The sequence below is a fragment of the Paracidovorax avenae ATCC 19860 genome (assembly GCF_000176855.2).
Taxonomy (GTDB): Bacteria; Pseudomonadota; Gammaproteobacteria; order Burkholderiales; family Burkholderiaceae_C; genus Paracidovorax; species Paracidovorax avenae.
Genome location: NC_015138.1, coordinates 4,609,947 through 4,633,095, shown reverse-complemented (window position 1 = coordinate 4,633,095; position 23,149 = coordinate 4,609,947). Strand labels below are relative to the sequence as shown.

The window sequence follows — 23,149 nt, the reverse complement described above, 5'->3', positions numbered from 1 at the left end:
TTGTGTCAGGGTGTGAGGGCCGGCCCGCGGCACGCCAGCGGAGGGTGTCGCGGGCATCCGCTATCCTTGGAGGCCTGACAACCACCGCACGTCCTGCACACCGAGACCGTGTCCGACCCCCACCCCGCGCGCCCCTCCGACCGCGAAGACAAGCGCACGCTCCTGCAGCGCCTCATCGAATTCATCCATCCCGGCCCCGATTCCAAGGATGAACTGATCGCCACCCTGGCCGAGGCGGAGGACAACGACGTCATCAATGCCGATGCGCGCGTGATGCTCGAACGCGTCCTGCGCATGGCCGAGATGACGGCCAGCGACGTGATGGTGCCTGCGCCGCGCATGGACCTGATCGACATCGACCAGCCGTTCGAGGCGCTGCTGCACCAGGTGATCGACACCGCCCATTCGCGGTTCCCGGTGTACCAGGGGGAGCGCGACAACATCATCGGCATCCTCATGGCGAAGGACCTGCTCAAGCTGCAGCGGGCGCCCGAGCTGAACCTCCGGGCGCTGCTGCGCTCCGTGGTGTACGTGCCCGAGAGCAAGGGCCTGAACGACCTGCTGCGCGAGTTCCGTGCCAACCGCATCCACATGGCGGTGGTGATCGACGAGTTCGGCCGGGTGGCCGGGCTGGTCACCATCGAGGACGTGCTCGAGCAGATCGTCGGCGAGATCGAGGACGAATTCGACATTCCCGAGGACGAGGGCGACATCTTCGCCCTGGCGGACCGGACCTACCGCGTGAGCGGCGACACGCCCGTGGAGCGCGTGGCCGAGGCGTTCGACCTGCCAGCCCTCGAGGGCTCCGACCGGGACGAGGAGTTCGAGACCATCGGGGGCCTGATCGCGCACGAACTGGGCCATGCGCCCCGCCGCGGCGAATCGCTGGACCTCGGCGGCCTGCGCTTCGTGGTGCTGCACACCAAGGGCGGCGCGGTGCGCTGGTTCAAGGTGTCGCCGCAGCCCCCGGGCGCCGAACCGGACGCCGGCTGACCATGCTCCTGCAAGCCCATGGCACCGGGCGCCCGCGCGCGCCCGCGGCGCTCCTGTGGACGGCTGCCGTGCTGGCCGGGCTGGCGCAGGCGGCTTCCATCGCCTGGCCCTGGGGCGGCGAGCCGCTCTGGTGGCTGCAGATCGCCTCCCTGGCGGCTTTCGCGCGCGTCCTGCTGTCGGCACGCGGGGCAGGGCAGGGGGCCGGTCTCGGCGCCGCCTTCGCCACGGCCTGGCTCGCGGGCACCTTCTGGTGGCTGTTCATTTCCATGCACACCTACGGCGGCCTGGCGGCGCCGCTGGCGGCACTGGCGGTGCTGGCGCTGGCGGCCTTCCTGGGCAGCTACTACGCGGCCGCGTCGGCGGTGTTCGTGCATCTGCGCGAACGCCTTCCGCGCCGCAGGGGCTGGCAGGCCGCCGCCTTCGCCGCGCTCTGGCTGCTGGCCGAACTGGCGCGCGGCGTGTGGTGGACCGGCTTCCCCTGGGGCGCCGGCGGCTATGCGCACGTCGAGGGCCCCTTGCGGGTGCTTGCCCGCTGGGTGGGGGTGTATGGCATCGGCGCCATGGCCGCCTTGCTGGCGATGCTGGCCGTTCAACTGCGGGTGGCGGACCTGCGCCGTCCCCGGTGCTGGGCCGCGGCCGTGGCGCTGGCATGCGCCTGGGCGGGATTGGCCGCGCAGCGCCACTGCGCGGTGGACCGCTGCGGTGGCCAGGTGGCCGAAGCCCCCTCCCTGCTGTCCGTTGCGCTGCTGCAGGGCAATATCCCGCAGGACGAGAAATTCCAGGCCGGCAGCGGCGTGCCCATGGCGCTGCGCTGGTACGGCGACGCGTTGCGCGAAGCGGATGCCGCCCTGGTCGTGGCGCCGGAGACCGCCATCCCGTTGCTGCCCCAGCAACTGGTGCCGGGCTACCTGGAGTCCATCGCGGAGCGTTTCACCCGCAGCGGGCCGCAGGGCGGCCGGGCCGCGCTGATCGGCATCCCGCTGGGCGACCCGGAGCGTGGCTATACGAATTCCGTCATCGGTTACGCGCCGGGCCAGCCGGCGACCTACCAGTACGACAAGCACCACCTCGTGCCGTTCGGGGAGTTCGTCCCGCCGTTCTTCCGGTGGTTCACCGAACTGATGAACATCCCGCTGGGCGATTTCAACCGGGGCGGCATGGTCCAGGCACCCTTCGCCTGGGCCGGGCAGCGCCTGGCACCGAACATCTGCTACGAGGATCTGTTCGGCGAAGAGCTGGCCGCGCGCTTCGCGGACCGCGCCGGGGCCCCGACGGTGTTCGTCAACGTGAGCAACATCGCCTGGTTCGGTGATTCCGTGGCCATCGACCAGCACCTGGCGATCAGCCGCATGCGGGCGCTGGAGTTCGAGCGACCGATGGTGCGCGCCACCAACACCGGGGCCACCGCGCTGATCGACCACCGCGGCGTGGTGGCCGCGCGGCTGCCGTCGGTGCAGCGCGGCATCCTGCGCGGCGAGGTAGAGGGGCGGGACGGGCCGCCCACGCCCTTCGCCTGGTGGGCGGGGCGGGCCGGATTGTGGCCGCTGTGGCTGCTGGGCGCACTGGTGGTGGCCGCGGCCTTCGCGGCGCGCTCCCGCGGACGCTGATACCGCCGCCCCGGGTCAGCTGCCGGATGTCACCGGCTGCTCCGCCGAGGGCGCGCGCCCCAGCACCGCGTGCAGCAACCCCGGCAGCCTCGACAGCATCCGGGCCGCGTGCCGGTCCGGCGGGCGGTGCTCTGCATGGTAGGCATGCAGAGGAATGGGCGGGAGGTGGCGCAGTGGTACCGCCACCACCGTGGCCGGGTCCAGGTTGCCGGCCGTGAGGAAATCCACCACCGTCCAGCCCAGTCCGCGCCGCACCAGTTCCACCGCCAGTTGCGAGGTCTGCACCTGGATGCCCAGTTCGGTATGCACTCCCAGGTCCCGCGCCAGTTCGGCCATGGGACCGCGCATGGGGTCGTCGCCCAGCAGCTGGATCATCGGGGTGTTGGACAGGAACGAGATCGGGTCGTTGCGGCTCACGCGCACGGCCCGCTGCCATATGTCGCGGCCTACCGCGATCGAGAGCGGGCCGCTGACCAGGATGGCGCTGCACACCTGCGGGTGCGGGTGTGGATAGAAGCCCAGGGCGAAATCCACCGCCCGGGTCAGCAGCGCCTGGGCCATCTGGTCGGGGTGCAGGGTGCGAACTTCCACCTTCACGCGGGGGGACTCGCGCACGTGCAGCTCCAGCACCGTGGGCAGGAAGGTGTGCGTGACCGAGGGAATCGCGCCCAGGCGCACCTGGCCGCCCTCGGGCTGGCGCAGGTTGACGGCGGTGCGGCGCAGCTCGTCGAGTTGGCGGTGGATCTGGACCGATGCCGCGAACAAGGCCTGCGCCTCGGGCGTGGGCACCAGGGCTCCGCGGACGCGGTTGAACAGCGGATAGCCGAGCTGCAGTTCGGCATGGGCGATGGTCTTGCTCACGGCCGACGGGGTGATGCTGACGAGCCGGGCGGCGGCGCTCATGTTGCCCGTCTGCATGACGGCCTGGAAGACTTCGAGTTGCCGGAGATTCATGGGCATGGGCGCGGATCGGAGGGGGTATGAATTTCATTCATACCAAGCCGCGGATTATTCCCCACTGCCGTGTTGTGGCCTTCCTACCATACGGCACCCGTACAACGGGCTTGTAACAATTACTCAAAGGAGATGAGCGAGTCATGTTCCCGCAAATGAATATCAAGCGCCTTCTGGCTGGCGCAGCCTTCGCTGCCTGGGGCCTCGTGGCCGGTGCGCAGACGCAGTCCGCAGCGCCCATGCAGCCGGCTGCCAAGCCCAACGTCGTGGTGCTGGCCACCGGCGGAACCATCGCCGGCGCAGGCGCCACGGCCGCCAACAGCGCTTCCTATGCCGCGGCCAAGGTGCCGGTGGACAAGCTGCTGGCAGGGCTGCCGGAGCTGTCCAACGTGGCTGCCGTGAAGGGCGAGCAGGTCTTCCAGATCGCTTCCGAGAGCTTCACCAACGACCAGCTGCTGCAGTTGGGCAAGCGTGTCTCCGCGCTGTCCAAGCAGTCCGACGTGGACGGCATCGTCATCACCCACGGCACCGACACGCTGGAAGAGACCGCCTACTTCCTGAACCTGGTCGTCCACACCAACAAGCCCATCGTCGTCGTCGGCTCCATGCGCCCGGGCACCGCCCTGTCCGCGGACGGCGCCCTGAACCTGCTGGAGGCCGTCACGGTGGCCGCCAGCAAGGAGTCGGCCGGCAAGGGCGTGCTCGTCACCATGAGCGACGAGATCCAGAGCGGCCGCGACGTGACCAAGGGCGTCAACATCAAGACCCAGGCGTTCCGCAGCCAGTGGGGCCCGCTGGGCATGGTGGTGGAAGGCAAGACCTACTGGTTCCGCGCCCCCGTCAAGCGCCACACGATGCAGTCGGAGTTCAACATCGACGACATCACCACCCTGGCGCCCGTGGACATCGTCTATGGCTATGGCAACGTGCCGCGCTCGACCATCGATGCCGTGGGCAACACGGGCGTGAAGGCCCTGATCCACGCCGGCACGGGCAACGGCTCCGTGGCCGACCGCGTGGTGCCTGCCCTGCAGGAGTTGCGCGGCAAGGGCGTGCAGATCGTGCGCTCCTCGCGCGTGGCCGACGGTTTCGTGCTGCGCAACGCCGAACAGCCCGATGACAAGTACGACTGGGTCGTCGCGCACGACCTGAATCCCCAGAAGGCCCGCATCCTGGCGGCCGTGGCCCTGACCAAGCCCCAGACCAGCCAGGAACTGCAGCGCATCTTCTGGCAATACTGAGCGGCTCGGCCGCACGGTCCTGGGGCACACCTGCCTCCGGCCGGATCTCCCGAAGGGCCGCCGCGTGCGGCCCTTTTTATTGCGCGGCGTCAAGCGGGTGCGGCATTCCCGCATGGGGTCTGTCGCCCCCGCGCGGTGGGCGCGGCCGCCGCAGACTGGATAATGCGCATCCGCGGCCCTCGGCGATGCCAGGGCTGCGCACACGAAACGCGGCGCTGCGCGCCGACCTGGAGCACGACTGACAATGGCTGAATCCTTTTCCTATGAACAACTGATCGCCTCGGGCGAAGGCAGGCTGTTCACCCCTGACAGCGGACGACTCCCGCTGCCGCCCATGCTGATGTTCGACCGCATCACGCACATCGACGCCGACGGCGGCGCGCACGGGCTGGGGAGGATTCGCGCCGAACTGGACGTGCGGCCGGATCTCTGGTTCTTCGACTGCCACTTCCAGGGCGATCCGGTCATGCCGGGCTGCCTGGGCCTGGACGCGATGTGGCAGCTCATCGGTTTCTACCTGACCTGGCTGCAACTGCCGGGCCGGGGACGCGCACTGGGGGCGGGCGAGGTCAAGTTCACCGGCGAGGTGGGCCCCAACGTCAAGCTCGTCACCTACGAGATCGACATCAAGCGCGTCATCAAGCGCAAGCTGGTCATGGCGATCGGCGATGCGCGCCTCCTGGCCGACGGCCAGGAAATCTACGTGGCCTCCGACCTGCGCGTGGGCCTGTTCAAGAAGGAAGACGCCGCGGCGGCTGCGCCGGCGCGGGAGGAGGCGGGGGCATGAGCATGAGAAAGCGTGTCGTCATCACCGGCGCGGGCATCGTTTCCTGCATCGGCAACGACCTCGCCACCGTGGAGGCCTCGCTGCGCGAGAGCCGCCCGGGCATCCGTGCCATGCCGAAGTTCGCCGAGCTGGGCATGCGCAGCCAGGTGGCGGGCGTGCCCGACATCGACCTGGAAGCGCGCATCGACCGCAAGCAGCTGCGCTTCATGGGCGATGCCGCGGCCTATGCCCATGTCGCCCTGGAGGACGCCATCGCCCAGGCGGGCCTGGCACCGGACCAGGTCTCGCACCCGCGCACCGGCCTCATCATGGGTTCGGGCGGAGGCTCGCCCGAGAACCAGATCGAGTCCGCGGACATCCTGCGCTCCAAGGGCATCCGCCGCGTGGGGCCCTACCAGGTCACGCGCTGCATGAGCTCGACCGTCTCGGCCTGCCTTTCGACGAATTTCGGCATCAAGGGCATCAACTATTCGATCACGTCCGCCTGCAGCACGTCCGCGCACTGCATCGGCGCGGCGGCCCAGCAGATCGCCTGGGGCATGCAGGACGTGATGTTCGCCGGCGGCGGCGAAGAGGTCACCTGGGGCATGGGACTGCTGTTCGACGCCATGGGCGCGATGTCCAGCAAGTACAACGACACGCCCGAGAAAGCCTCCCGCGCCTACGATGCGAACCGCGACGGCTTCGTGCTGTCGGGCGGCGGCGGCGCCGTGGTGCTCGAAAGCCTGGAGCATGCCCAGGCGCGCGGCGCCACCATCCTCGGCGAGGTGATCGGCTTCGGTGCCACGTCCGACGGCGCAGACATGGTCGCGCCTTCGGGCGACGGCGCCATCGCGTGCATGCGCCAGGCCATCGAGGGCCTGGACCTGCCCATCGACTACATCAATACCCACGGCACCTCCACCCCCGTGGGCGACGTGCCGGAACTGCGCGCCATCCGCGCGGTCTTCGGCGACGCGGTGCCGCCGTTCTCCTCCACCAAGTCGCTCACCGGCCACTCGCTGGGCGCCACCGGGGTGCAGGAGGCGATCTACTGCCTGATCATGCTGCAGAAGGGCTTCATCGCCGGCTCCGCCAATGTCGAGACGCCCGACCCCGCCGTGGAAGGCATGCCCCTGGTGACCGCCACGCGCGAGGCGCCGCTGCGCACCGCGCTGTCCAACAGCTTCGGCTTCGGCGGCACCAATGCCAGCCTGGTGCTGCGGCGCTGGGACGGTCAGTAGTTCTCGTTGACGTCGCGGAACGGGCCGAACTTCGCCCGGCGGTAGGCCTGGGGCTGGCCGGGGAAATGCTCCGGTATCGCGAAGCCCTGCGGCCGCAGGGCCGGGTCCGGATAGAGGCGCAGCCGGTTCGGGCTCTGCAGGCGGGGCGTGGCGTCGTCGTTCAGGAAGGCCGCGATGTCGAGCGCCTGCCCGGGTGTGAGCCGCGGCCGATCGTAGGAGGTGCCTGAAGGCATCGACGCGCGGATGTAGCGCGCGAGCAGCGGCACCGCGAACATGTGGCCCGCGTTGTCGTACGTGTCCGTGCCGGCGATCGGCGGAAACAGGTAGCCGCCGCCCTGGGCGAAGTCCGGGCGCCGCTGGCCGGTGGCGTCCACGCCATGGCAGGCGCTGCACAGCGAGGCGAACAGCCGCGCGCCACGCTGCGGGTCGGCCGCCCGCGCGACGGGCGGCATGGGCAGCAGCCCCGTTCGCTCCATGGCGGAATGCGGCACCGTCCCCTGCGCCAGCCAGCGCAGGTAGGCCATGATGGACCGCAGTTCGGGCGTGTCCGGCCCGACCGGCACGCTGCCCGGGCCGAACATGCCGATGACGCGCTGCTCCAGCGAGATGATCTTCCCGGACTTGATGTCGAACTTCGGATAGTCGTTGACGGCATTCACGAGAGGCAGCGCATAGGGCTTGGTGCCCGGCAGGCCCGACGGGCCGGCCTGGTGGCAATGCACGCAGTTCAGGCTGTTCCAGGACAGGCGCTTCGATGCGTCCGGTGCCAGCCGGCCGACGCGCGAGGACGTGTTGCGCAGGAGGTCGATGCCCTCGCGGACCGCGTCGCCCTCCGGCCCGGCAGGGATACGGTGGGCGTCCGGCTCGCGCCAGGGCTGTGGCGGCCGGGCGGCATGGCGTGCCAGCATGGCCCGGGCCTGTTCGGTAGGAAGGGTGTCGCCCACGTGGTGCGGAGCGATATCGAAGGCGCCGGCGGCCCATGGAAGGGCTGCCAGGGCGAGGGCCAGTGCCTGCAGGCCTGTGCGTTTCACGGTCATCGTGGGGGCTGCCACGGGTGACTGCACCTCGGGGCGGGAAAGTCGTTGTGCATGGATGGGGCGAGGAAAGTGCGGGCACCGCAGCCTCCGCAGGAATTCGGGGTGGACCGAGGCAATATCTTGCAGACACCTGCATTGAATTCCGTTGTGCGGAATATATCCGCATGGCCTTGTGCTGTAAATGCCAGGCCGCCGGCATCCCGTGGGTGCGCACTGCCGTCCATGCTGGCGAAGGCGGCGCCGGCCGGGGTGGAGGCGCGGCAGCCCGGCCCCGTAGAATCCCCGGTTCCGCGCGCTGCGCGACCATCCTCCAAGACCGCGCGCCCGGGCAGACGGCTTGCAGCCGCCCGGCCGCCAGGACACACACGCATGTTGACCTTCCAGCAAATCATCCTGAAGCTGCAGTCGTACTGGGACGCCCAGGGCTGCGCGCTCCTGCAGCCCTACGACATGGAAGTGGGTGCGGGCACCTCGCACACCGCGACCTTCCTGCGCGCTTTAGGCCCGGAGCCCTGGAAGGCCGCCTACGTGCAGCCCAGCCGCCGGCCCAAGGACGGCCGCTACGGAGAGAACCCGAACCGCCTGCAGCACTACTACCAGTACCAGGTGGTGCTCAAGCCCGCGCCGGACAACATCCTGGAGCTGTACCTGGGCTCGCTCGAGGCGCTGGGCTTCGACCTGAAGAAGAACGACATCCGCTTCGTGGAAGACGACTGGGAGAACCCCACGCTCGGCGCCTGGGGCCTGGGGTGGGAGGTCTGGCTCAATGGCATGGAGGTGACGCAGTTCACCTACTTCCAGCAGGTCGGCGGCATCGACTGCAAGCCCGCGACGGGCGAGATCACCTATGGCCTGGAGCGCCTGGCCATGTACCTGCAGGGCGTGGACAACGTCTACAACCTCGCCTGGACCGATACGCTCAAGTACGGCGACGTCTATCACCAGAACGAGGTGGAGCAGTCCACCTACAACTTCGAGCATTCCGACGCCGACTTCCTCTTCACCGCCTTCGCGGCGCACGAGAAGCAGGCCCAGTACCTCATGGAGCAGCAACTGGCGCTGCCCGCCTACGAGCAGGTGCTCAAGGCCGCGCACAGCTTCAACCTGCTGGACGCGCGCGGCGCCATTTCCGTGACCGAGCGTGCCGCCTACATCGGCCGCATCCGCAACCTGGCCCGGGCCGTGGCCCGCAGCTACCTGGACAGCCGCGCGCGCCTGGGCTTCCCCATGGCGCCCCGTGCCTGGGCCGACGAAGTGCTGGCCGACATCGCCAAGGCCGGCCAGCAACAGCAGCAGAAGAAGGACGCCGCCTGAGGGCGCCGGCACCGCGGACCGAGAGACACCACCATGACCCATCCGAATCTTCTCGTTGAACTGTTCGTCGAAGAGCTGCCCCCGAAGGCCCTGCAGAAGCTCGGCGACGCCTTCGCCGGCGTGCTGCTCGCGCAACTGCAGGCCCAGGGCCTCGCCTCCGCCGCATCGCGCGTGACGGCCTATGCCTCGCCCCGGCGCCTGGCCGCCCACATCACCGAGGTCGCGCCCCAGGCGGCCGACAAGGCCGTCTCGCAGAAGCTCATGCCTGTCACGGTGGGCCTGGACGCGTCCGGCCATGCCACGCCCGCGCTGCTCAAGAAGCTCGCCGCCCTGGGCGCCGACGCGTCCGCCGTGCCCGGGCTGCGCCGTGCGCCCGACGGCAAGGCCGAGGCCCTGTTCCTGGACAGCACCGTGCGCGGCGCGACCCTGTCCGAAGGTCTGCAGAAGGCCCTGCAGGAATCCGTGGCGAAACTGCCCATCCCCAAGGTGATGCGCTACCAGCTCTCCTCGGGTTGCGAACAGCCGGGCTGGACCAGCGTGAGTTTCGTGCGCCCCGCGCACGGCCTCGTGGCGCTGCACGGCACCGAGGTGCTGCTGTCCGTCTCGGTGCTGGGCCTCACGGCCGGCAATGCCACCCACGGCCACCGCTTCGAGGCGGACGTGGACCCGGTGGTCATCCGCAGCGCCGACACCTACGCGCAGCAACTGGCCGAGGAAGGCGCCGTCATCGCCGCATTCGCCGATCGCCGCGCCGAGATTGCCCGCCAGCTGCAGGCGGCCGCCGAGCGCGTGGGCGGCGGAGTGCGGCCCATCGAGGACGATGCGCTGCTCGACGAGGTCACGGCACTGGTCGAACGGCCCAATGTGCTGGTGTGCGAGTTTGAGAAGCAGTTCCTCGACGTGCCGCAGGAATGCCTCATCCTCACGATGAAAGCCAACCAGAAATACTTCCCGCTGCTCGATGCCGAAGGCCGTCTCACGCACCGCTTCCTGGTGGTGAGCAACATCCGCCCCGACGACGCGAGCGCCGTGGTCGGCGGCAACGAGCGCGTGGTGCGCCCGCGCCTGGCCGATGCCAAATTCTTCTTCGACCAGGACCGCAAGAAGACGCTCGAATCCCGCGTGGCTTCGCTGTCCAGGGTGGTCTATCACAACCAGCTGGGCACCCAGGGCGAGCGCGTGGAGCGCGTGCGCGCCATTGCCCGGGCCATCGCCCAGCAGATCGGCGATGTGGAGCTGGCCCGCCATGCCGACCAGGCCGCGCAGCTCGCCAAGGCCGACCTCGTCACCGACATGGTGGGCGAATTCCCCGAACTGCAGGGCACCATGGGCCGCTACTACGCCCAGGCCGACGGCCTTCCCGCCGAAGTGGCCGATGCCATCGAAGACCACTACAAGCCCCGCTTCGCGGGCGACACGCTGCCGCGCGGCGATGCCGGTGTAGTGGTGGCGCTGGCCGACAAGCTCGAGACCCTGGTCGGCATGTTCGGTATCGGCAACCTGCCCACCGGCGACCGCGACCCGTTCGCGCTGCGCCGCCACGCACTGGGCGTGATCCGCATGCTGGTCGAGAAAGAGCTCCCGCTCGACCTGGAAACCCTGCTGCACAGCGCGCTGCCCGCCTTTGGCGACAAGATCCAGGACCCGACCGCGCCGCTGGCCGACTTCATCTACGACCGCCTCGCCGGCAGCCTGCGCGAGCAGGGCTACAGCGCCCAGGAAGTCGATGCCGTGCTGGCCCTGCGCCCGCAGCGCCTGGCCCTGGTGGCGAAGCAGCTCGCCGCCGTGCGCGCCTTCGCTGCGCTGCCCGAGGCCCCGGCGCTGGCCGCGGCCAACAAGCGCGTCACCAACATCCTGAAGAAGGCCGGCGACGTGGATGCGCACGTCAATCCCGACCTGCTGCGGGAGCAGGCCGAGAAGGACCTGTATGCGGCCCTGCAGCGCTTCGTGCCCGAGGCCGATGCGCTCTTCGCCGCGGGCGACTACACGGCCAGCCTGCAGACCCTGGCCGTGCTGCGAGCGCCCGTGGATGCGTTCTTCGACGACGTGATGGTCAACGCCGAGGAGCTGGACCTGCGCCTGAACCGCCAGGGCCTGCTGCAGAGCCTGCACGTGGCGATGAACCGCGTGGCCGATCTCTCCCGCCTGGCCGCGGCCTGATCCCGTATGGGCGAGCCGGCCATGCCTGTGCGCGGCGCTGCCGATGGCGCCACCCGCACCGCGTGGTGGCTGTTCGCACCGCCCGCGGCGCTCGTCGGGCTGCGCTGGCTGCTGCAATGGCACGACGACCGCTGGCCCGGGCCGGCCGTCTGGGCGCTGGCGCCGTTCGACGGCACGCGGGCGCCCGGCGCCGGCCTGGCCTTTCTCGGCATGGGGGCCGCGGCCGTGGCCGTCGCCGGGGTGCTGCTGCGCTGGATGGCCCGGCGGTGGGGCCGGCAGGCCGCACGGCGTGCCGCCATCGGCGCATGGGTGCTGGCCTGCGCCGGAGGGGCCGTGGCCCTGGCGCTGCGGCACTGGGACGCCCGGCTGCTGCAGCCCCTGCCGGATGCCAGCGTGGTCGTGGCGGGCAGCCGGCCGCAGCCGGCCAGCCTGCGCGGCCCGGGCGGAACGCAGGTCGTGCTGCGCTGGCAGCCGGAGACCGGTGGCGCCGCAGGCCCCCTGTTGCGGCAGGCCACCTTGCCCGATGACCCCGCCGCTGCCTGGAAACCGGGGCAGGCGGTGCGCCTGCGCTGGGCGCGGGGGCGGTTCGGCGGCCTCTATGCCACCGGCTGGGATGTGCCGCCGACCGGCGGCACGGTGCCCGGCGCGCCGCATCTTCCATAATCGCGCGCATGAAACTCGCCATTCTCGACCGCGACGGCACGCTCAATGCGTCCGGCGAGGAATTCATCTCCGTGCCAGAGGAATGGGTGCCCGTGCCGGGCGTGCCCGAGGCCGTGGCGCGCCTCACCCACGCGGGGTGGCGCCTGGCCGTGGCCACCAACCAGCCCGGGTTGGGGCGCGGCCTCTTCGACGTGCTGGCGCTCAATGCCATCCATGCGCGCATGCACCGGGTGCTGGCCGCCGCTGGCGGCCGCATCGAGGCGGTGTTCTACTGCCCCCACGCGCCCGACGAGGGATGTGCCTGCCGAAAGCCGGCGCCTGGGCTGATGGAGCAGATCCGCGAGCGGTACGGCGTGGAGGGCGGCGAGATCCTCGTGGTGGGCAACTGCCCGGAGCACCTGTGGGCCGGCGCCGCCATTGGCGCACGGCTCCATGCGGTGGGCGCGCCGCCCGAAGGCAGCCGACCCTGGCCGCCCGGCGTGCAACACCATGCCAGCCTGGCGGAGTTCGCGGACCAGCTCCTGGCCGCGGGCGAGCGGCCTCCACCAGCCGGCGACTGACAAGCCCCCGCGGCGTTGCGCACCGGACCGCCCCCAGCCGCCCCTCCCGCTGAATTTTTCCTTTCCTTCTTCCCATCCATCGCATGGCCTTCATCCGCTCCGTTCTCCATCTGCTCTGGATGGCCTTCACCGTGGTGCCCTACACCCTCGCCATCCTGGTGGCCCGGCTGTTCGGCGCGCCCACCCGGGTGCGCTACCGCATCGCGCGTGCCTGGCTCAAGCTCAGCACCGATGCAGCCCGCGTGATCATGGGCATCCGCACCCGCATCACCGGCATGGAGCACCTGCCGAAGGACCCGGGGCAGGGCGTGGTGCTGCTGGTCAAGCACCAGTCCACCTACGAAACCTTCCTGATGCCGGCGATCATGCCGCGCCCCCTGGCCTACGTGTTCAAGAAGGAACTGCTGCAGATCCCGTTCTTCGGCTGGTCCATCGGCAGCCTGGACATGATCCACATCGACCGCAACCAGCGTGCGCGTGCCTTCGTCAAGGTGCTGCAGCAGGGCCGGGCCCTGCTGGCTCGCGGCACATGGGTCATCATGTTCCCGGAGGGCACGCGCATCGACCGCGGCCGGAAGGGCGACTACAAGAGCGGCGGCACGCGCCTTGCCATCGAGGCCGGCGTGCCCGTGGTGCCGGTGGCCGTGACCTCGGCCAAGGTCTGGCCCCGCAAGGCCTTCGTCAAGCGGCCCGGCACGGTGGATGTCTCCATCGGCCGCCCCATTTCCTCCGTCGGGCGCAAGCCCGACGAACTGATGGCCGAGGTCGAAGCCTGGATCGAAGGCGAGATGCGGCGCCTGGATCCGGACGCCTACGGAGCCTCCGGCACGGACCGGTGATGCAGCGGCTGGTGCAGCTCGCACTGGATTTCTTCGGCGGCGATGCTGGCAGCGCTCCGCCGGTTTCGCCGCGCGGCGTTCCCTCCAATGCCGCTCCCCTGGGCGCAGGCGATCCGGCAGAAGCGGGCGGGCGCGACAACGTGCTGCGCGGGCCCATGGAGTTCCGCCACCCCGGGGCGAACCGCGAACTGCTGCTGGGCGACGTGCTGGTCGCCTACGCGCTGCAGCGTTCCCGCAGGCGCACCATCGGTTTCACCGTGGGCGCGGATGGGCTGTCCGTGCGCGCGCCTGGATGGGTTTCGCTGGCCAACGTGGATGCGTCCGTGCGGGAGAAGTCCGCCTGGATCCTGCGCAAGCTCGGCGAAGCCCAGGAGCGCCAGCGGCGCCAGGCAGATGCGCGCATCGCCTGGGGCGACGGGGCCGTGCTGCCCTACATGGGTGAGCCGATCGCCATCGTGCTCGATCCGGCGCACGGCTTCCGGGGGCAGGGCGGGGCGCTGGTGCCCGGTCCGGACGGTGCCCTGGCCCTCCATGTGGGCCTGCCCCGCGCGGCCACCCCGGAGCAGGTGCGCGACGCCGTTCAGGCATGGCTCATGCGCGACGCGCGCCGCCATTTCACGGCCCGGCTGGACCATTTCGCCCCGCTCCTGGGCGTGCAATGGCGCACGCTGCGGCTGTCGAGCGCCCACACCCGCTGGGGCAGCGCGCGCGCCGACGGCTCCATCCGGCTGAACTGGCGCCTGCTGCACTACCGGCCGGCCATCATCGACTACGTGGTCGCCCACGAACTCTCGCACCTGCGCCACATGGACCACAGCCCCCGCTTCTGGGACACGGTGGCGACCGTGGTGCCCGACTATGCGGCGCTGCGCGACCGGCTGCGCGACGATCCCGCTCCGCAGTGGGACTGAAGGCACCGCGTTGCCTCTGCCCGGCCGGCTGGCACAGAATGCGGCCATGACCACTTCCTCTCCTTCCTCTTCATCCCCCGCCGCCGAGGTCTTCCCTGCCGAAGGCTACGCGGGCGATGTCTCTCCCCGGACCGCATGGCAGTGGGTGCAGGGCGGCCGGGCCGTGCTGGTGGACGTGCGCACCGATGCGGAGCGCGACTGGGTGGGCTTCGTGCCGGGGGCCGTGGCCATTCCCTGGAAGGTCTATCCAGGCATGGCGCCCAACCCCGGCTTCGACGAAGCCCTGCGTGCCGCCGTGCCCCCGGGCGGGCAGGCCGTACTGCTGTGCCGCAGCGGCGTGCGCTCCGTGGCGGCGGCCCGCCGCGCGGCCGAGCTGGGGCTCACGGCCTACAACATCCTCGAAGGCTTCGAAGGCGATGCGGACGCCGAGGGCCACCGCAACCGCACGGGCGGCTGGCGCTTCCGCGGCCTGCCCTGGCGGCAGGGCTGACCTTTCTCAGAGCGGTCCGCGCGTTGGCGATGCCGCCTGCATGGCATCGGCCAGCGCCTCCTGCCCGCGGTCGCGCAGCGCCTGCACCGCTCCGGCGAAATCGCGGTCGTCGCGGTTCTGGCCGAGCTTGCGCTTGCCCTCCATGCGGGTGATGGCGATCTCGATGCCCACGATCTGCCGCACCATCGCATCCAGGTAGTCCGCGGGCGCATCCCCCATCTTCCAGGGGCGCTCCATGGCGGCTTCGTGTTTGCGCGTGAGCCGTGCGACCACCCCGCGCACGAATGCCTCGTCGTCACGCACGGCCATGCAGCCATGGACATGGACGGCTTCGTAGTTCCAGGTGGGCACGTGCCGATGGTGCTCGGCCTTGCCGGGATACCACTGCGGCGAGATGTACCCCTCGGCGCCGCGGAACACCACCAGTACCTCGCTCCCGTCCGCCACATCCGTCCATACCGGATTGGCGCGCGCCACATGGCCCGACAGCGTGCCGAGCGGCCCTTTGCCGGCATCGAGCAGGAACGGAAGATGGTTGGCATCCAGGCCCTGCGCACCCTGGGTGACCAGCATCCCCAGCGGATGGCTTTCGATGAGGCGGTGCTGTTCGGACGTCCGGGTTTCGGCGAAGGCGGCGGGCAGGTACATGGTCGAAAGCGAGGGCAGATGGGCGGCAGCGGCTGGAAGGAGGCGCCGGACTGCCTGCGACTGTGCCCCATCGGTGGCATGATGGAAACGGCCACTTTGGCATGATTCACGCAGACCAGTCGGGAGACCCATGACCGCTGCGCATTCCGGCCGCCGCAAGGGCCGGGACCTCCAGGCCGAACTCAAGGCGCGGATTCTCGACGGGACCTACCCCGCCGGTGCCTGCCTGCCATCCACGCGCAGCCTCGCCGCGGAGCGGGGGCTGGCGCGCAGTACCGTGTCCACGGTCTATGAGCAACTGGCGGCCGAAGGATTCATCGATTCACGACCCGGCGCCGCCAGCCGGGTGGCTCAGGGCGCGGCGCCTCTGGCTGGCGGAGGGCTCGAAGCCGGGGCGGGCGGCGCGTCCCGGGTGGATGGCGAGGTACGGCTGTCCGCGCTGGGCGAGCGTGTCCGGCAGCTGCAGCCCCCGGGCGTCTCCACGCCGGCGGTCGTGCCGGAGGATCCAGCCGTCGTCGATTTCGTCTATGGCCCGCTCGCAGGGCGCGATTTCCCCACGTCTGCCTGGGAGCGGGCCGTGCGGCAGGCCGGGCGCGAACGCCCGGAGCGGCTGGCCTACGGAGATCCCCGTGGAGACCCTGGCCTGCGCGCGGCCTTGCAGTCGCACCTGAGCCGCACCCGCGGGCTGGCCTGCCATCCCGACCAGTTGATGATCGTCAATGGTTCGCAGCAGGCGCTGGACCTGTGCGCCAGGCTGCTGGTGGATCCCGGCGACACCGTCGCGGTGGAAAACCCCGGATACCGCATGGCCCACCAGGTGTTCGAGGCCGCGGGAGCGCACCTCGCCGGGGTGGAGGTGGACGCGCAGGGCCTGCGCACCGACCGCCTTCCCTGCGGGGCGGGCGTGCGCCTGGCCTGCGTCACGCCCACCCACCAGTTCCCCCTGGGCAGTTTCCTGTCCGTGCCCCGGCGGCATGCATTGCTGGCATGGGCGCAGCGGCAGGGCGCCTGGATCGTGGAGGACGACTACGACAGCGAATACCGCCACGCGCTGCGGGCAGACGCGACGCTCCATACGCTGGACGCGCACCAATCCGTCATCTACGTGGGAACCTTCTCCAAGACGCTCTCGCCCCAGCTGCGGCTGGGCTACATGGTGCTGCCCCGCGCGCTCGCGGACGTGTTCGCAGCCGCGCGCCGGCTGGGTGACCGGCATGCGCCGTTCGGCACGCAGCGGGCTCTCGCCGCGATGATGGAAAGCGGCAGCTACGACCGCCACGTACGCCGCATCCGGCGCCTGCAGGACGCCCGGCGCACTGCGCTCCTGGAGTCCATCGGACAGTATTTCGGGGACCGTGTGGTGGTGGAGGGGGCCTCCGGTGGCCTGCATGTGGTCGTGCGGCTGCCCGGTGTGCCGTGCAGCCTGGAGCCGGACCTGGCAGCCCGGGCATTGCGCCACGGCGTGCGCATCTATCCGCTGGGCCCGTTTCACCTGCCTTCACAGGCCGATGTGCCGGACCGTCCGGCGGGCTTCGTGATGGGCTATGCCCTGCTGGAACCGGCACAGGTGCAGGAGGGCGTGCGCCGCCTGGCGGCGGCTTTTCCCGGGGTATGAGCGCGCGGCCGGACCGATGCAGCGTCCAGTCTGGCCGCGGCGCGCGTCACAGGGGCGGAATGCGCAGCTTCTGGCCCGGGTAGATCTTGTCCGGGTGCGTCAGCATGGGCTGGTTGGCTTCGAAGATGCGCGGGTACTTGTTGGCATCGCCGTAGTACTTCTTGGCGATCGCCGACAGCGTGTCGCCGCGCACCACGTCATGGTATTGCGCCTCGGGCTCCGACGCCTGCACGGCCATCTGGTTGTCCACGCTCGTCACGCCGGACACGTTGCCGCAGCACAGCGTGACCTTCTCCTTGGCGGCCTGGGTCGGCGCCTCGCCTTGCACGGTCACCTTGCCTTCCGGGCCCGCGAATGTCACCCGCACATCGCGCACGCCCAGGTTCTGGGAGGCGATGTAGGTCTCGATCGCCTTGCCGGCAGTGGCGTTGAGTTCCTCCTGGCTCGGTGCGGCGGGCGCAGCGGCCGGTGCGGCATGTGCCTCCTTGCCCCCGAACAGCTTTTCCCCGGCTTCCTTGACGAAGCTGAAAAGTCCCATGGCATTGCTCCTTTTTTCTGGATAAAGAACGGCCGGCGGGTGCCGGCCCGGAACACTTTAGCGCCTGGTGACGCGCCCGACCTGTCGGACATCGGCCCGAGCCCGGCCGTGGGTCCGGGCCGGGGTGTGCCGCACGGAACAGTCGTGTTGGTAAAACTCGTGATAATCCGCCGCATGACTTTTCTGGCCATCGACGTCGGCAACACCCGCCTGAAATGGGCGATGTATGATGCCCCCAAGCCGGGCGCCGCCGTGCTGGCCCACGGCGCCGAGTTCCTCGACCACATCGAGCGGCTCGCGGACAGCGCCTGGGCGGGGCTGCCCGCGCCCACGCGCATGCTCGGCTGCGTGGTGGCCGGCGATGCCGTGCGCCGGCGCGTCATGGAGCAGATGGAGTGGTGGGACGTGCCGTCCCACTGGGTCGTTCCTTCCGCGCAGGAAGCAGGGCTCGTCAACGGGTACGACCATCCCACGCGCCTGGGCTCGGACCGATGGGTGGCCATGATCGGCGCGCGCCACCGGCTGCTGAGGCAGGGCACTGCGCGTCCCCTGGTGGTGGTGATGGTCGGAACGGCGGTGACCGTGGAAGCCATCGATGCCGAAGGCCGCTTCCTGGGGGGGCTCATCCTTCCGGGGCACGGCATCATGCTGAGAGCCCTGGAGTCCGGCACCGCGGGGCTGCACGTTCCCACGGGCGAAGTGAAGCTGTTTCCCACCAATACCAGCGATGCGCTCACCAGTGGCGGCACCTACGCCATCGCCGGTGCCGTGGAGCGGATGGTGCAGCACGTGATCCAGCACTGCGGCGAAGAGCCGGCCTGCATGATGACCGGGGGGGCCGGCTGGAAAATGGCGCCCAGCATGACCCGTCCGTTCGATCTCATCGAGAACCTGATCTTCGAGGGACTGCTCGCCATCGCGGCGGAGCGGTTCCCCGGGTCCTAGCCTTCGGCGAGTTCCAGCCGGGCCAGTTCCACGGCCAGGCGTTCCGCCGCGTCGGCGGCTTCGGCGCCCGCCGCCTCCTCGTAGAGCTGGGCGGCCATGTCCTCGTACTGCTCCCCGTTCAGCATCAGGAGTGCATGGGCATGCTCGATGCGTCCGATCACGGAGTGGGGGTTCAGGGCAAAGGACTCCGCGAAGAGGCGCAGGCTTTCCTCGCGGCGCGCGCCGTGGGTGATGCTGCCCACCATTTCACCGACCTTGTCGATCACCTCGGCATGGAACACGGCCAGTGCCAGCCGCGCGTCGGCATGGCGTTCGCTGAGCGCGATCGTGCGGTCCAGCGCTGTCCGCACCTGGCGCGTGAGGCCCAGCGCCAGCGCCTTGGCCACGCTGATGCCCTGGCTGTAGCGCCCGAGGGCGTAGGCGTGCCAGAACCAGGCGTTCGGGTTGCCGGGCTCCGCATCGGTCTGCGCCCGCGCACGCTGCGCCGCCGCGCCGAGCAGCTCGAGCCGGCGGCTTTCGCTGGGCTCCAGGTAGATCGCGTGCACGATCGTCGCCTTGTTGGCCGCGGTGATGCCCGCCCCGCCGGCCGCCAGCCCGACCCGGGCGGCTTCCTCGAACCTGCCGCTGTGGAACAGTGTCCAGGCCTCGAGCGCCGCGGGGTCCCGGGGGACGGGCTCCGCATCGCCCCGGTGCAGCCGCTCCCATTCGCGCAGCACATCGCCGGTGGTGAAGGCGTACTCGCCGGCATAGGGGAAGGGGGTCCAGGATGGCATGGCGTGTCCTGCGTTCGTCAGGAAAAAGGGGCGTATCATGTGGCGTCGGCCGGCTCGTGGCTGTCGTCCAAAGCCTGGAGATGCAGGCGCTGGCCGTCGGCGAGGTAGGGCCCCAGCAGTCCCAGCACATGCTGGGCCCCGCGCAGCAGCATGGTCCGTGCATTGGAAGGCTCCAGCGCGTGCCGCGGATCGCGGACGTATTCGAAGCTCAGCCAGTACGTGACGGCCACCATGAGATTGTCGGCCACGGTATCGAGTTCCCTCGGCCCGAACCGCAGCGATCCTGCCTGCTCCATGCCCCGCAGCATGGCACGCACGGCGCCGGCCTTGCGCGCCAGCAACTCCCGGAAATGCGTCTCCACATGCCGGTTGCGCGACATCAGGTCGTTGAGGTCCCGGTAGAGGAAGCGGTACTGCCAGATGCGCTCGAGCACTGCATGCAGCAACAGCCGGGCATCCTCCACATCGCGCACCCCGGCGGCCGACTCCAGCAGCTCGGATAACTCCGCTTCATAGCGTGCATAGAGCGCCGTGACCAGTTCGTCCTTGGCCGGATAGTGGTAGTAGAGGTTGCCCGGGCTGATGCGCAACTCCGCCGAAATGGCCGTGGTGGACACATTGGGCTCACCGAAGCGGTTGAACAGCTCCAGCGTTGTCTCCAGGATGCGCTCCGCGGTACGCCGCGGCGCTTTTTTTGCCATCGGTGCCTCCCTTGTGCCTTCGGCGGGGGATAGTTGTTGAAGTGCTCTTGCCGGCCCGCGTGTGGCGGATCCGGTCCATGTTCCCCGCTCCTTGCCGGCCCACTCTAACCTGCCGCAGCCTCCGCGTCCTGTTGCAGTGCATCATGCGGGGTCTTGATGAAGGCCATCCTCCAGCCCGGCTGCGTTTCTCGTGCGCTTCGTTACGGCCGTTTGTAACGCGATGGGATAATCCCGCGTTCGGCCGCAAGGCGTCTTTGCTCAAACGATCCATGATTCTGGTCACCGGCGGCGCGGGTTTCATCGGCGCCAACTTCGTCCTCGACTGGCTGGCCTGCGGCGATGAGCCCCTCGTCAACCTCGACAAGCTCACCTACGCAGGCAACCTGCAGAACCTCGCGTCGCTGCAGGGCGATGCGCGCCATTTGTTCGTCCAGGGGGACATCGGCGACCGGGAGCTTCTCTCCCGGCTGCTGGCCGAGCACCGGCCGCGGGCCATCGTGAATTTCGCGGCCGAATCGCATGTGGACCGCTCGATCCACGGCCCGGAAGACTTCATCCAGACCAACGTGGTCGGCACGTTCCGCCTGCTCGAAGGCGTCCGCGAGTACTGGCAGTCCCTGCCCGGTGATGAGCGCGCCGCGTTCCGGTTCCTGCACGTCTCCACCGACGAGGTCTACGGCACCCTGGCGCCCGAGGCCCCGGCCTTCGCCGAAACCCATTCCTACGAGCCCAACAGCCCGTACTCCGCCAGCAAGGCCGCCAGCGACCACCTCGTCCGGGCCTGGCACCACACCTACGGGCTGCCGGTGCTGACCACCAACTGCAGCAACAACTACGGCCCCTTCCACTTCCCCGAGAAGCTGATCCCGCTGATGATCGTCAACGCGCTGGCCGGCAAGCCGCTGCCCGTGTATGGCGATGGCATGCAGATCCGCGACTGGCTCTACGTGCGCGACCACTGCAGCGCCATCCGCCGCGTGCTGCAGGCCGGCCGCCCCGGGGAGACCTACAACGTGGGCGGCTGGAACGAGAAGCCCAACATCGAGATCGTGAAGACCATCTGCGCCCTGCTCGACGAGCTGCGCCCGCGTGCCGATGGCGAGCGCTATGAAAGCCAGATCGCCTACGTGAAGGACCGCCCGGGCCACGACCGCCGCTATGCCATCGACGCCCGCAAGATCGAGCGTGAACTGGGATGGAAGCCCGCCGAGACCTTCGAGACCGGGATCCGCAAGACCGTGGAGTGGTACCTCGCGCATGGCGAATGGGTGGATGCCGTGACCAGCGGCGCCTACCGCGAGTGGATCGACCGCCAGTACCGCAAGCCCACCGTGCAGGACACCGCTACCGCATGAATATCCTTCTCTTCGGCAAGGGCGGGCAGGTCGGCTGGGAACTGCAGCGCAGCCTTTCCGTCCTGGGCACGGTCACGGCCCTGGATTTCGACAGTACCTCGCACTGCGGGGATTTCTCCCGGCCCCACGACATCGCCGGCACCGTGCGCGCCCTGCGGCCCGACGTCATCGTCAATGCCGCGGCCCACACCGCGGTGGACAAGGCCGAAAGCGAGCCGGACCTGGCCCGCACCCTCAACGCGACCACGCCAGGCGTGCTGGCGGAGGAGGCCGCCCGCCTGGGGGCATGGCTGGTGCACTACAGCACCGACTACGTGTTCGACGGCAGCGGCGCCCGTCCCTGGACGGAAGACGATGTTCCTGCGCCGCTGTCGGTCTATGGCCGCACCAAGCTCGAAGGCGAGCAACGGATCCAGGCGAGCGGCGCGCGGCACCTCATCCTGCGCACGAGCTGGGTCTATGGCGCCCGCGGCGGCAATTTCGCCAAGACCATGCTGCGGCTGGCACAGGAGCGCGAGCGGCTGACCGTCATCGACGACCAGTGGGGCGCACCCACGGGCGCCGACCTGCTGGCCGACGCCACGGCCCATGCGATCCGCCACCTGCAGCAGCGGCCTGCCGACGCGGGTCTCTACCACCTGGTGGCCGCAGGGGAAACCCACTGGCATGCCTATGCCTGCTACGTGCTCGAGCAGGCGCAGCGCATCCAGCCTGCGCTGAAGATCGCCGCGCGCGACGTGGTCGCCGTACCCACCAGCGCATTTCCCACGCCCGCCGTCCGGCCGCACAACTCGCGGCTCGACACGCGCAGGTTCCAGGCCACCTTCGGCCTGGCCCTGCCGCACTGGCAGGCGGGCATCGCGCGGATGCTCACGGAAATCCTCTGAGAACCCCATAAAAACTTCCCGCACACATCATGACCGCACGCAAGGGCATCATCCTGGCCGGAGGGTCGGGCACCCGCCTGCACCCCGCCACGCTCGCCATCAGCAAGCAACTGCTTCCGGTGTACGACAAGCCGATGATCTACTACCCGCTGAGCACCCTGATGCTGGCGGGCATCCGCGACATCCTCGTCATCAGCACGCCGCAGGACACTCCACGGTTCGAGCAATTGCTGGGTGATGGAAGCCAGTGGGGCATCCGCCTGAGCTATGCCGTGCAGCCCAGCCCCGACGGCCTGGCGCAGGCCTTCCTGATCGGGGAGAAATTCCTGGATGGCCAGCCCAGCGCGCTCGTGCTGGGTGACAACATCTTCCACGGCCATGATTTCGAGGATCTGCTGCGCAGCGCCATGGGGCGCGAGGAGGGCGCCAGCGTGTTCGCCTACCACGTGCAGGATCCCGAACGCTACGGAGTGGCCGAGTTCGACGCCACGGGCAAGGTGCTTTCCATCGAGGAAAAGCCCAAGGCCCCGAAGTCCAGCTATGCCGTCACCGGCCTCTACTTCTACGACCGGCACGTGGTCGAGCGCGCCGCCAGCCTGAAGCCCTCCGCGCGCGGCGAACTGGAAATCACCGACCTCAACCGCCTCTACCTCGAGCACGAAGCCCTGCACGTAGAGATCATGGGCCGCGGGTATGCCTGGCTCGATACCGGAACGCACGAAAGCCTGCTCGAGGCCGGACAGTTCATCGCGACTCTGGAGCATCGGCAGGGGCTCAAGATCGCCTGTCCGGAGGAGATCGCCTGGCGGCATCGCCTCATCGACGACGACCAGCTCGAGCGCCTCGCCAGGCCGCTCGCCAAGAGCGGCTACGGCGCCTACCTCCTCAGGCTGCTGGCCGGCTGATCG

Annotated in this window: 23 protein-coding genes; 17 read left to right on the top strand and 6 right to left on the bottom strand. The window is 69.7% G+C overall.

What is annotated here, in order from left to right; all coding sequences use genetic code 11:
• Positions 1 to 108 precede the first annotated feature (108 nt).
• Positions 109 to 993, top strand: coding sequence for a CorC family transporter (locus tag ACAV_RS20115; protein ID WP_013596419.1), 885 nt, complete (start codon positions 109 to 111; stop codon positions 991 to 993).
• 2 nt (positions 994 to 995) lie between these two features.
• Positions 996 to 2,600: an apolipoprotein N-acyltransferase gene (lnt, locus tag ACAV_RS20110; protein WP_013596418.1), complete on the top strand. Its 1,605-nt coding sequence runs from the start codon at positions 996 to 998 to the stop codon at positions 2,598 to 2,600.
• 15 nt (positions 2,601 to 2,615) lie between these two features.
• Here the strand turns inward: lnt and ACAV_RS20105 are convergent, their stop codons facing one another.
• Entirely contained in the window at positions 2,616 to 3,554 is a 939-nt protein-coding gene (locus ACAV_RS20105) for a LysR family transcriptional regulator (RefSeq protein ID WP_041829384.1), read from the bottom strand.
• 143 nt (positions 3,555 to 3,697) lie between these two features.
• On the opposite strand from ACAV_RS20105, the gene ACAV_RS20100 reads away from it, so the two are divergent.
• The 3 genes from ACAV_RS20100 (at position 3,698) to fabB (ending at position 6,805) form a co-directional block, all read left to right on the top strand.
• Positions 3,698 to 4,795, top strand: coding sequence for a type II asparaginase (locus tag ACAV_RS20100; protein WP_013596416.1), 1,098 nt, complete (start codon positions 3,698 to 3,700; stop codon positions 4,793 to 4,795).
• 244 nt (positions 4,796 to 5,039) lie between these two features.
• The gene (fabA, locus tag ACAV_RS20095; protein ID WP_013596415.1) at positions 5,040 to 5,582 is read left to right on the top strand and encodes a 3-hydroxyacyl-[acyl-carrier-protein] dehydratase FabA; all 543 of its coding nucleotides are present in this window, start codon (positions 5,040 to 5,042) and stop codon (positions 5,580 to 5,582) included.
• Positions 5,579 to 6,805, top strand: a complete 1,227-nt coding sequence (gene fabB, locus ACAV_RS20090) for a beta-ketoacyl-ACP synthase I (protein WP_013596414.1) — start codon at positions 5,579 to 5,581, stop codon at positions 6,803 to 6,805. The genes fabA and fabB overlap by 4 nt, the downstream gene beginning before the upstream one ends.
• Here the strand turns inward: fabB and ACAV_RS20085 are convergent.
• Positions 6,799 to 7,842 (bottom strand): c-type cytochrome, encoded by a 1,044-nt coding sequence (locus ACAV_RS20085; protein ID WP_013596413.1) that lies wholly within the window; start codon positions 7,840 to 7,842, stop codon positions 6,799 to 6,801. The genes fabB and ACAV_RS20085 overlap by 7 nt on opposite strands.
• A gap of 369 nt (positions 7,843 to 8,211) precedes the next feature.
• Between ACAV_RS20085 and glyQ the strand changes: the two genes are divergently transcribed.
• The 7 genes from glyQ to ACAV_RS20050 all read left to right on the top strand — a co-directional run bounded on the left by glyQ (position 8,212) and on the right by ACAV_RS20050 (position 14,779).
• The gene (gene glyQ, locus ACAV_RS20080) at positions 8,212 to 9,156 is read left to right on the top strand and encodes a glycine--tRNA ligase subunit alpha (RefSeq protein WP_013596412.1); all 945 of its coding nucleotides are present in this window, start codon (positions 8,212 to 8,214) and stop codon (positions 9,154 to 9,156) included.
• Positions 9,157 to 9,189: 33 nt separating this feature from the next.
• Positions 9,190 to 11,316 (top strand): glycine--tRNA ligase subunit beta, encoded by a 2,127-nt coding sequence (gene glyS / locus ACAV_RS20075; RefSeq protein WP_013596411.1) that lies wholly within the window; start codon positions 9,190 to 9,192, stop codon positions 11,314 to 11,316.
• 21 nt (positions 11,317 to 11,337) lie between these two features.
• A complete protein-coding gene (locus ACAV_RS20070) occupies positions 11,338 to 11,979 on the top strand; it encodes a hypothetical protein (protein ID WP_013596410.1) in 642 nt (213 codons plus the stop codon).
• Positions 11,980 to 11,987: 8 nt separating this feature from the next.
• A complete protein-coding gene (locus ACAV_RS20065) occupies positions 11,988 to 12,539 on the top strand; it encodes a D-glycero-alpha-D-manno-heptose-1,7-bisphosphate 7-phosphatase (protein ID WP_013596409.1) in 552 nt (183 codons plus the stop codon).
• Between the two features lie 83 nt (positions 12,540 to 12,622).
• Complete coding sequence (locus tag ACAV_RS20060) at positions 12,623 to 13,378, top strand: lysophospholipid acyltransferase family protein (protein ID WP_013596408.1); 756 nt, start codon at positions 12,623 to 12,625, stop codon at positions 13,376 to 13,378.
• On the top strand, positions 13,378 to 14,289 hold the full coding sequence (locus ACAV_RS20055; protein ID WP_013596407.1) for a M48 family metallopeptidase: 912 nt from the start codon (positions 13,378 to 13,380) through the stop codon (positions 14,287 to 14,289). Before ACAV_RS20060 ends, ACAV_RS20055 begins: the two co-directional genes overlap by 1 nt.
• 46 nt (positions 14,290 to 14,335) lie before the next feature.
• Positions 14,336 to 14,779, top strand: coding sequence for a rhodanese-like domain-containing protein (locus ACAV_RS20050; protein ID WP_049791153.1), 444 nt, complete (start codon positions 14,336 to 14,338; stop codon positions 14,777 to 14,779).
• Positions 14,780 to 14,785: 6 nt separating this feature from the next.
• Here the strand turns inward: ACAV_RS20050 and ACAV_RS20045 are convergent, their stop codons facing one another.
• Positions 14,786 to 15,427 carry an FMN-binding negative transcriptional regulator gene (locus ACAV_RS20045; protein WP_013596405.1) on the bottom strand — a complete coding sequence of 214 codons (642 nt, stop codon included), beginning with the start codon at positions 15,425 to 15,427 and terminating at the stop codon, positions 14,786 to 14,788.
• Positions 15,428 to 15,557: 130 nt separating this feature from the next.
• Between ACAV_RS20045 and pdxR the strand changes: the two genes are divergently transcribed.
• Positions 15,558 to 17,042, top strand: coding sequence for a MocR-like pyridoxine biosynthesis transcription factor PdxR (gene pdxR / locus ACAV_RS20040; RefSeq protein WP_013596404.1), 1,485 nt, complete (start codon positions 15,558 to 15,560; stop codon positions 17,040 to 17,042).
• A 46-nt stretch (positions 17,043 to 17,088) separates the two neighbouring features.
• Here the strand turns inward: pdxR and lysM are convergent, their stop codons facing one another.
• Positions 17,089 to 17,580 (bottom strand): peptidoglycan-binding protein LysM, encoded by a 492-nt coding sequence (gene lysM / locus ACAV_RS20035; protein ID WP_013596403.1) that lies wholly within the window; start codon positions 17,578 to 17,580, stop codon positions 17,089 to 17,091.
• A gap of 174 nt (positions 17,581 to 17,754) precedes the next feature.
• On the opposite strand from lysM, the gene ACAV_RS20030 reads away from it, so the two are divergent.
• Positions 17,755 to 18,525, top strand: a complete 771-nt coding sequence (locus ACAV_RS20030) for a type III pantothenate kinase (protein WP_013596402.1) — start codon at positions 17,755 to 17,757, stop codon at positions 18,523 to 18,525.
• Here ACAV_RS20030 and ACAV_RS20025 read toward each other — a convergent pair.
• Both ACAV_RS20025 and ACAV_RS20020 read right to left on the bottom strand, forming a co-directional pair.
• Positions 18,522 to 19,298: a hypothetical protein gene (locus ACAV_RS20025; protein WP_013596401.1), complete on the bottom strand. Its 777-nt coding sequence runs from the start codon at positions 19,296 to 19,298 to the stop codon at positions 18,522 to 18,524. The genes ACAV_RS20030 and ACAV_RS20025 overlap by 4 nt on opposite strands.
• 35 nt (positions 19,299 to 19,333) lie before the next feature.
• Positions 19,334 to 19,999: a TetR/AcrR family transcriptional regulator gene (locus ACAV_RS20020; RefSeq protein ID WP_013596400.1), complete on the bottom strand. Its 666-nt coding sequence runs from the start codon at positions 19,997 to 19,999 to the stop codon at positions 19,334 to 19,336.
• 269 nt (positions 20,000 to 20,268) lie between these two features.
• On the opposite strand from ACAV_RS20020, the gene rfbB reads away from it, so the two are divergent.
• The 3 genes from rfbB to rfbA are packed head-to-tail and all read left to right on the top strand — an operon-like array spanning position 20,269 to position 23,146.
• Entirely contained in the window at positions 20,269 to 21,354 is a 1,086-nt protein-coding gene (gene rfbB / locus ACAV_RS20015; RefSeq protein ID WP_013596399.1) for a dTDP-glucose 4,6-dehydratase, read from the top strand.
• Positions 21,351 to 22,241: a dTDP-4-dehydrorhamnose reductase gene (gene rfbD / locus ACAV_RS20010; protein ID WP_013596398.1), complete on the top strand. Its 891-nt coding sequence runs from the start codon at positions 21,351 to 21,353 to the stop codon at positions 22,239 to 22,241. Before rfbB ends, rfbD begins: the two co-directional genes overlap by 4 nt.
• Before the next feature lie 29 nt (positions 22,242 to 22,270).
• Positions 22,271 to 23,146, top strand: coding sequence for a glucose-1-phosphate thymidylyltransferase RfbA (rfbA, locus tag ACAV_RS20005; RefSeq protein WP_013596397.1), 876 nt, complete (start codon positions 22,271 to 22,273; stop codon positions 23,144 to 23,146).
• Positions 23,147 to 23,149: the final 3 nt, after the last annotated feature.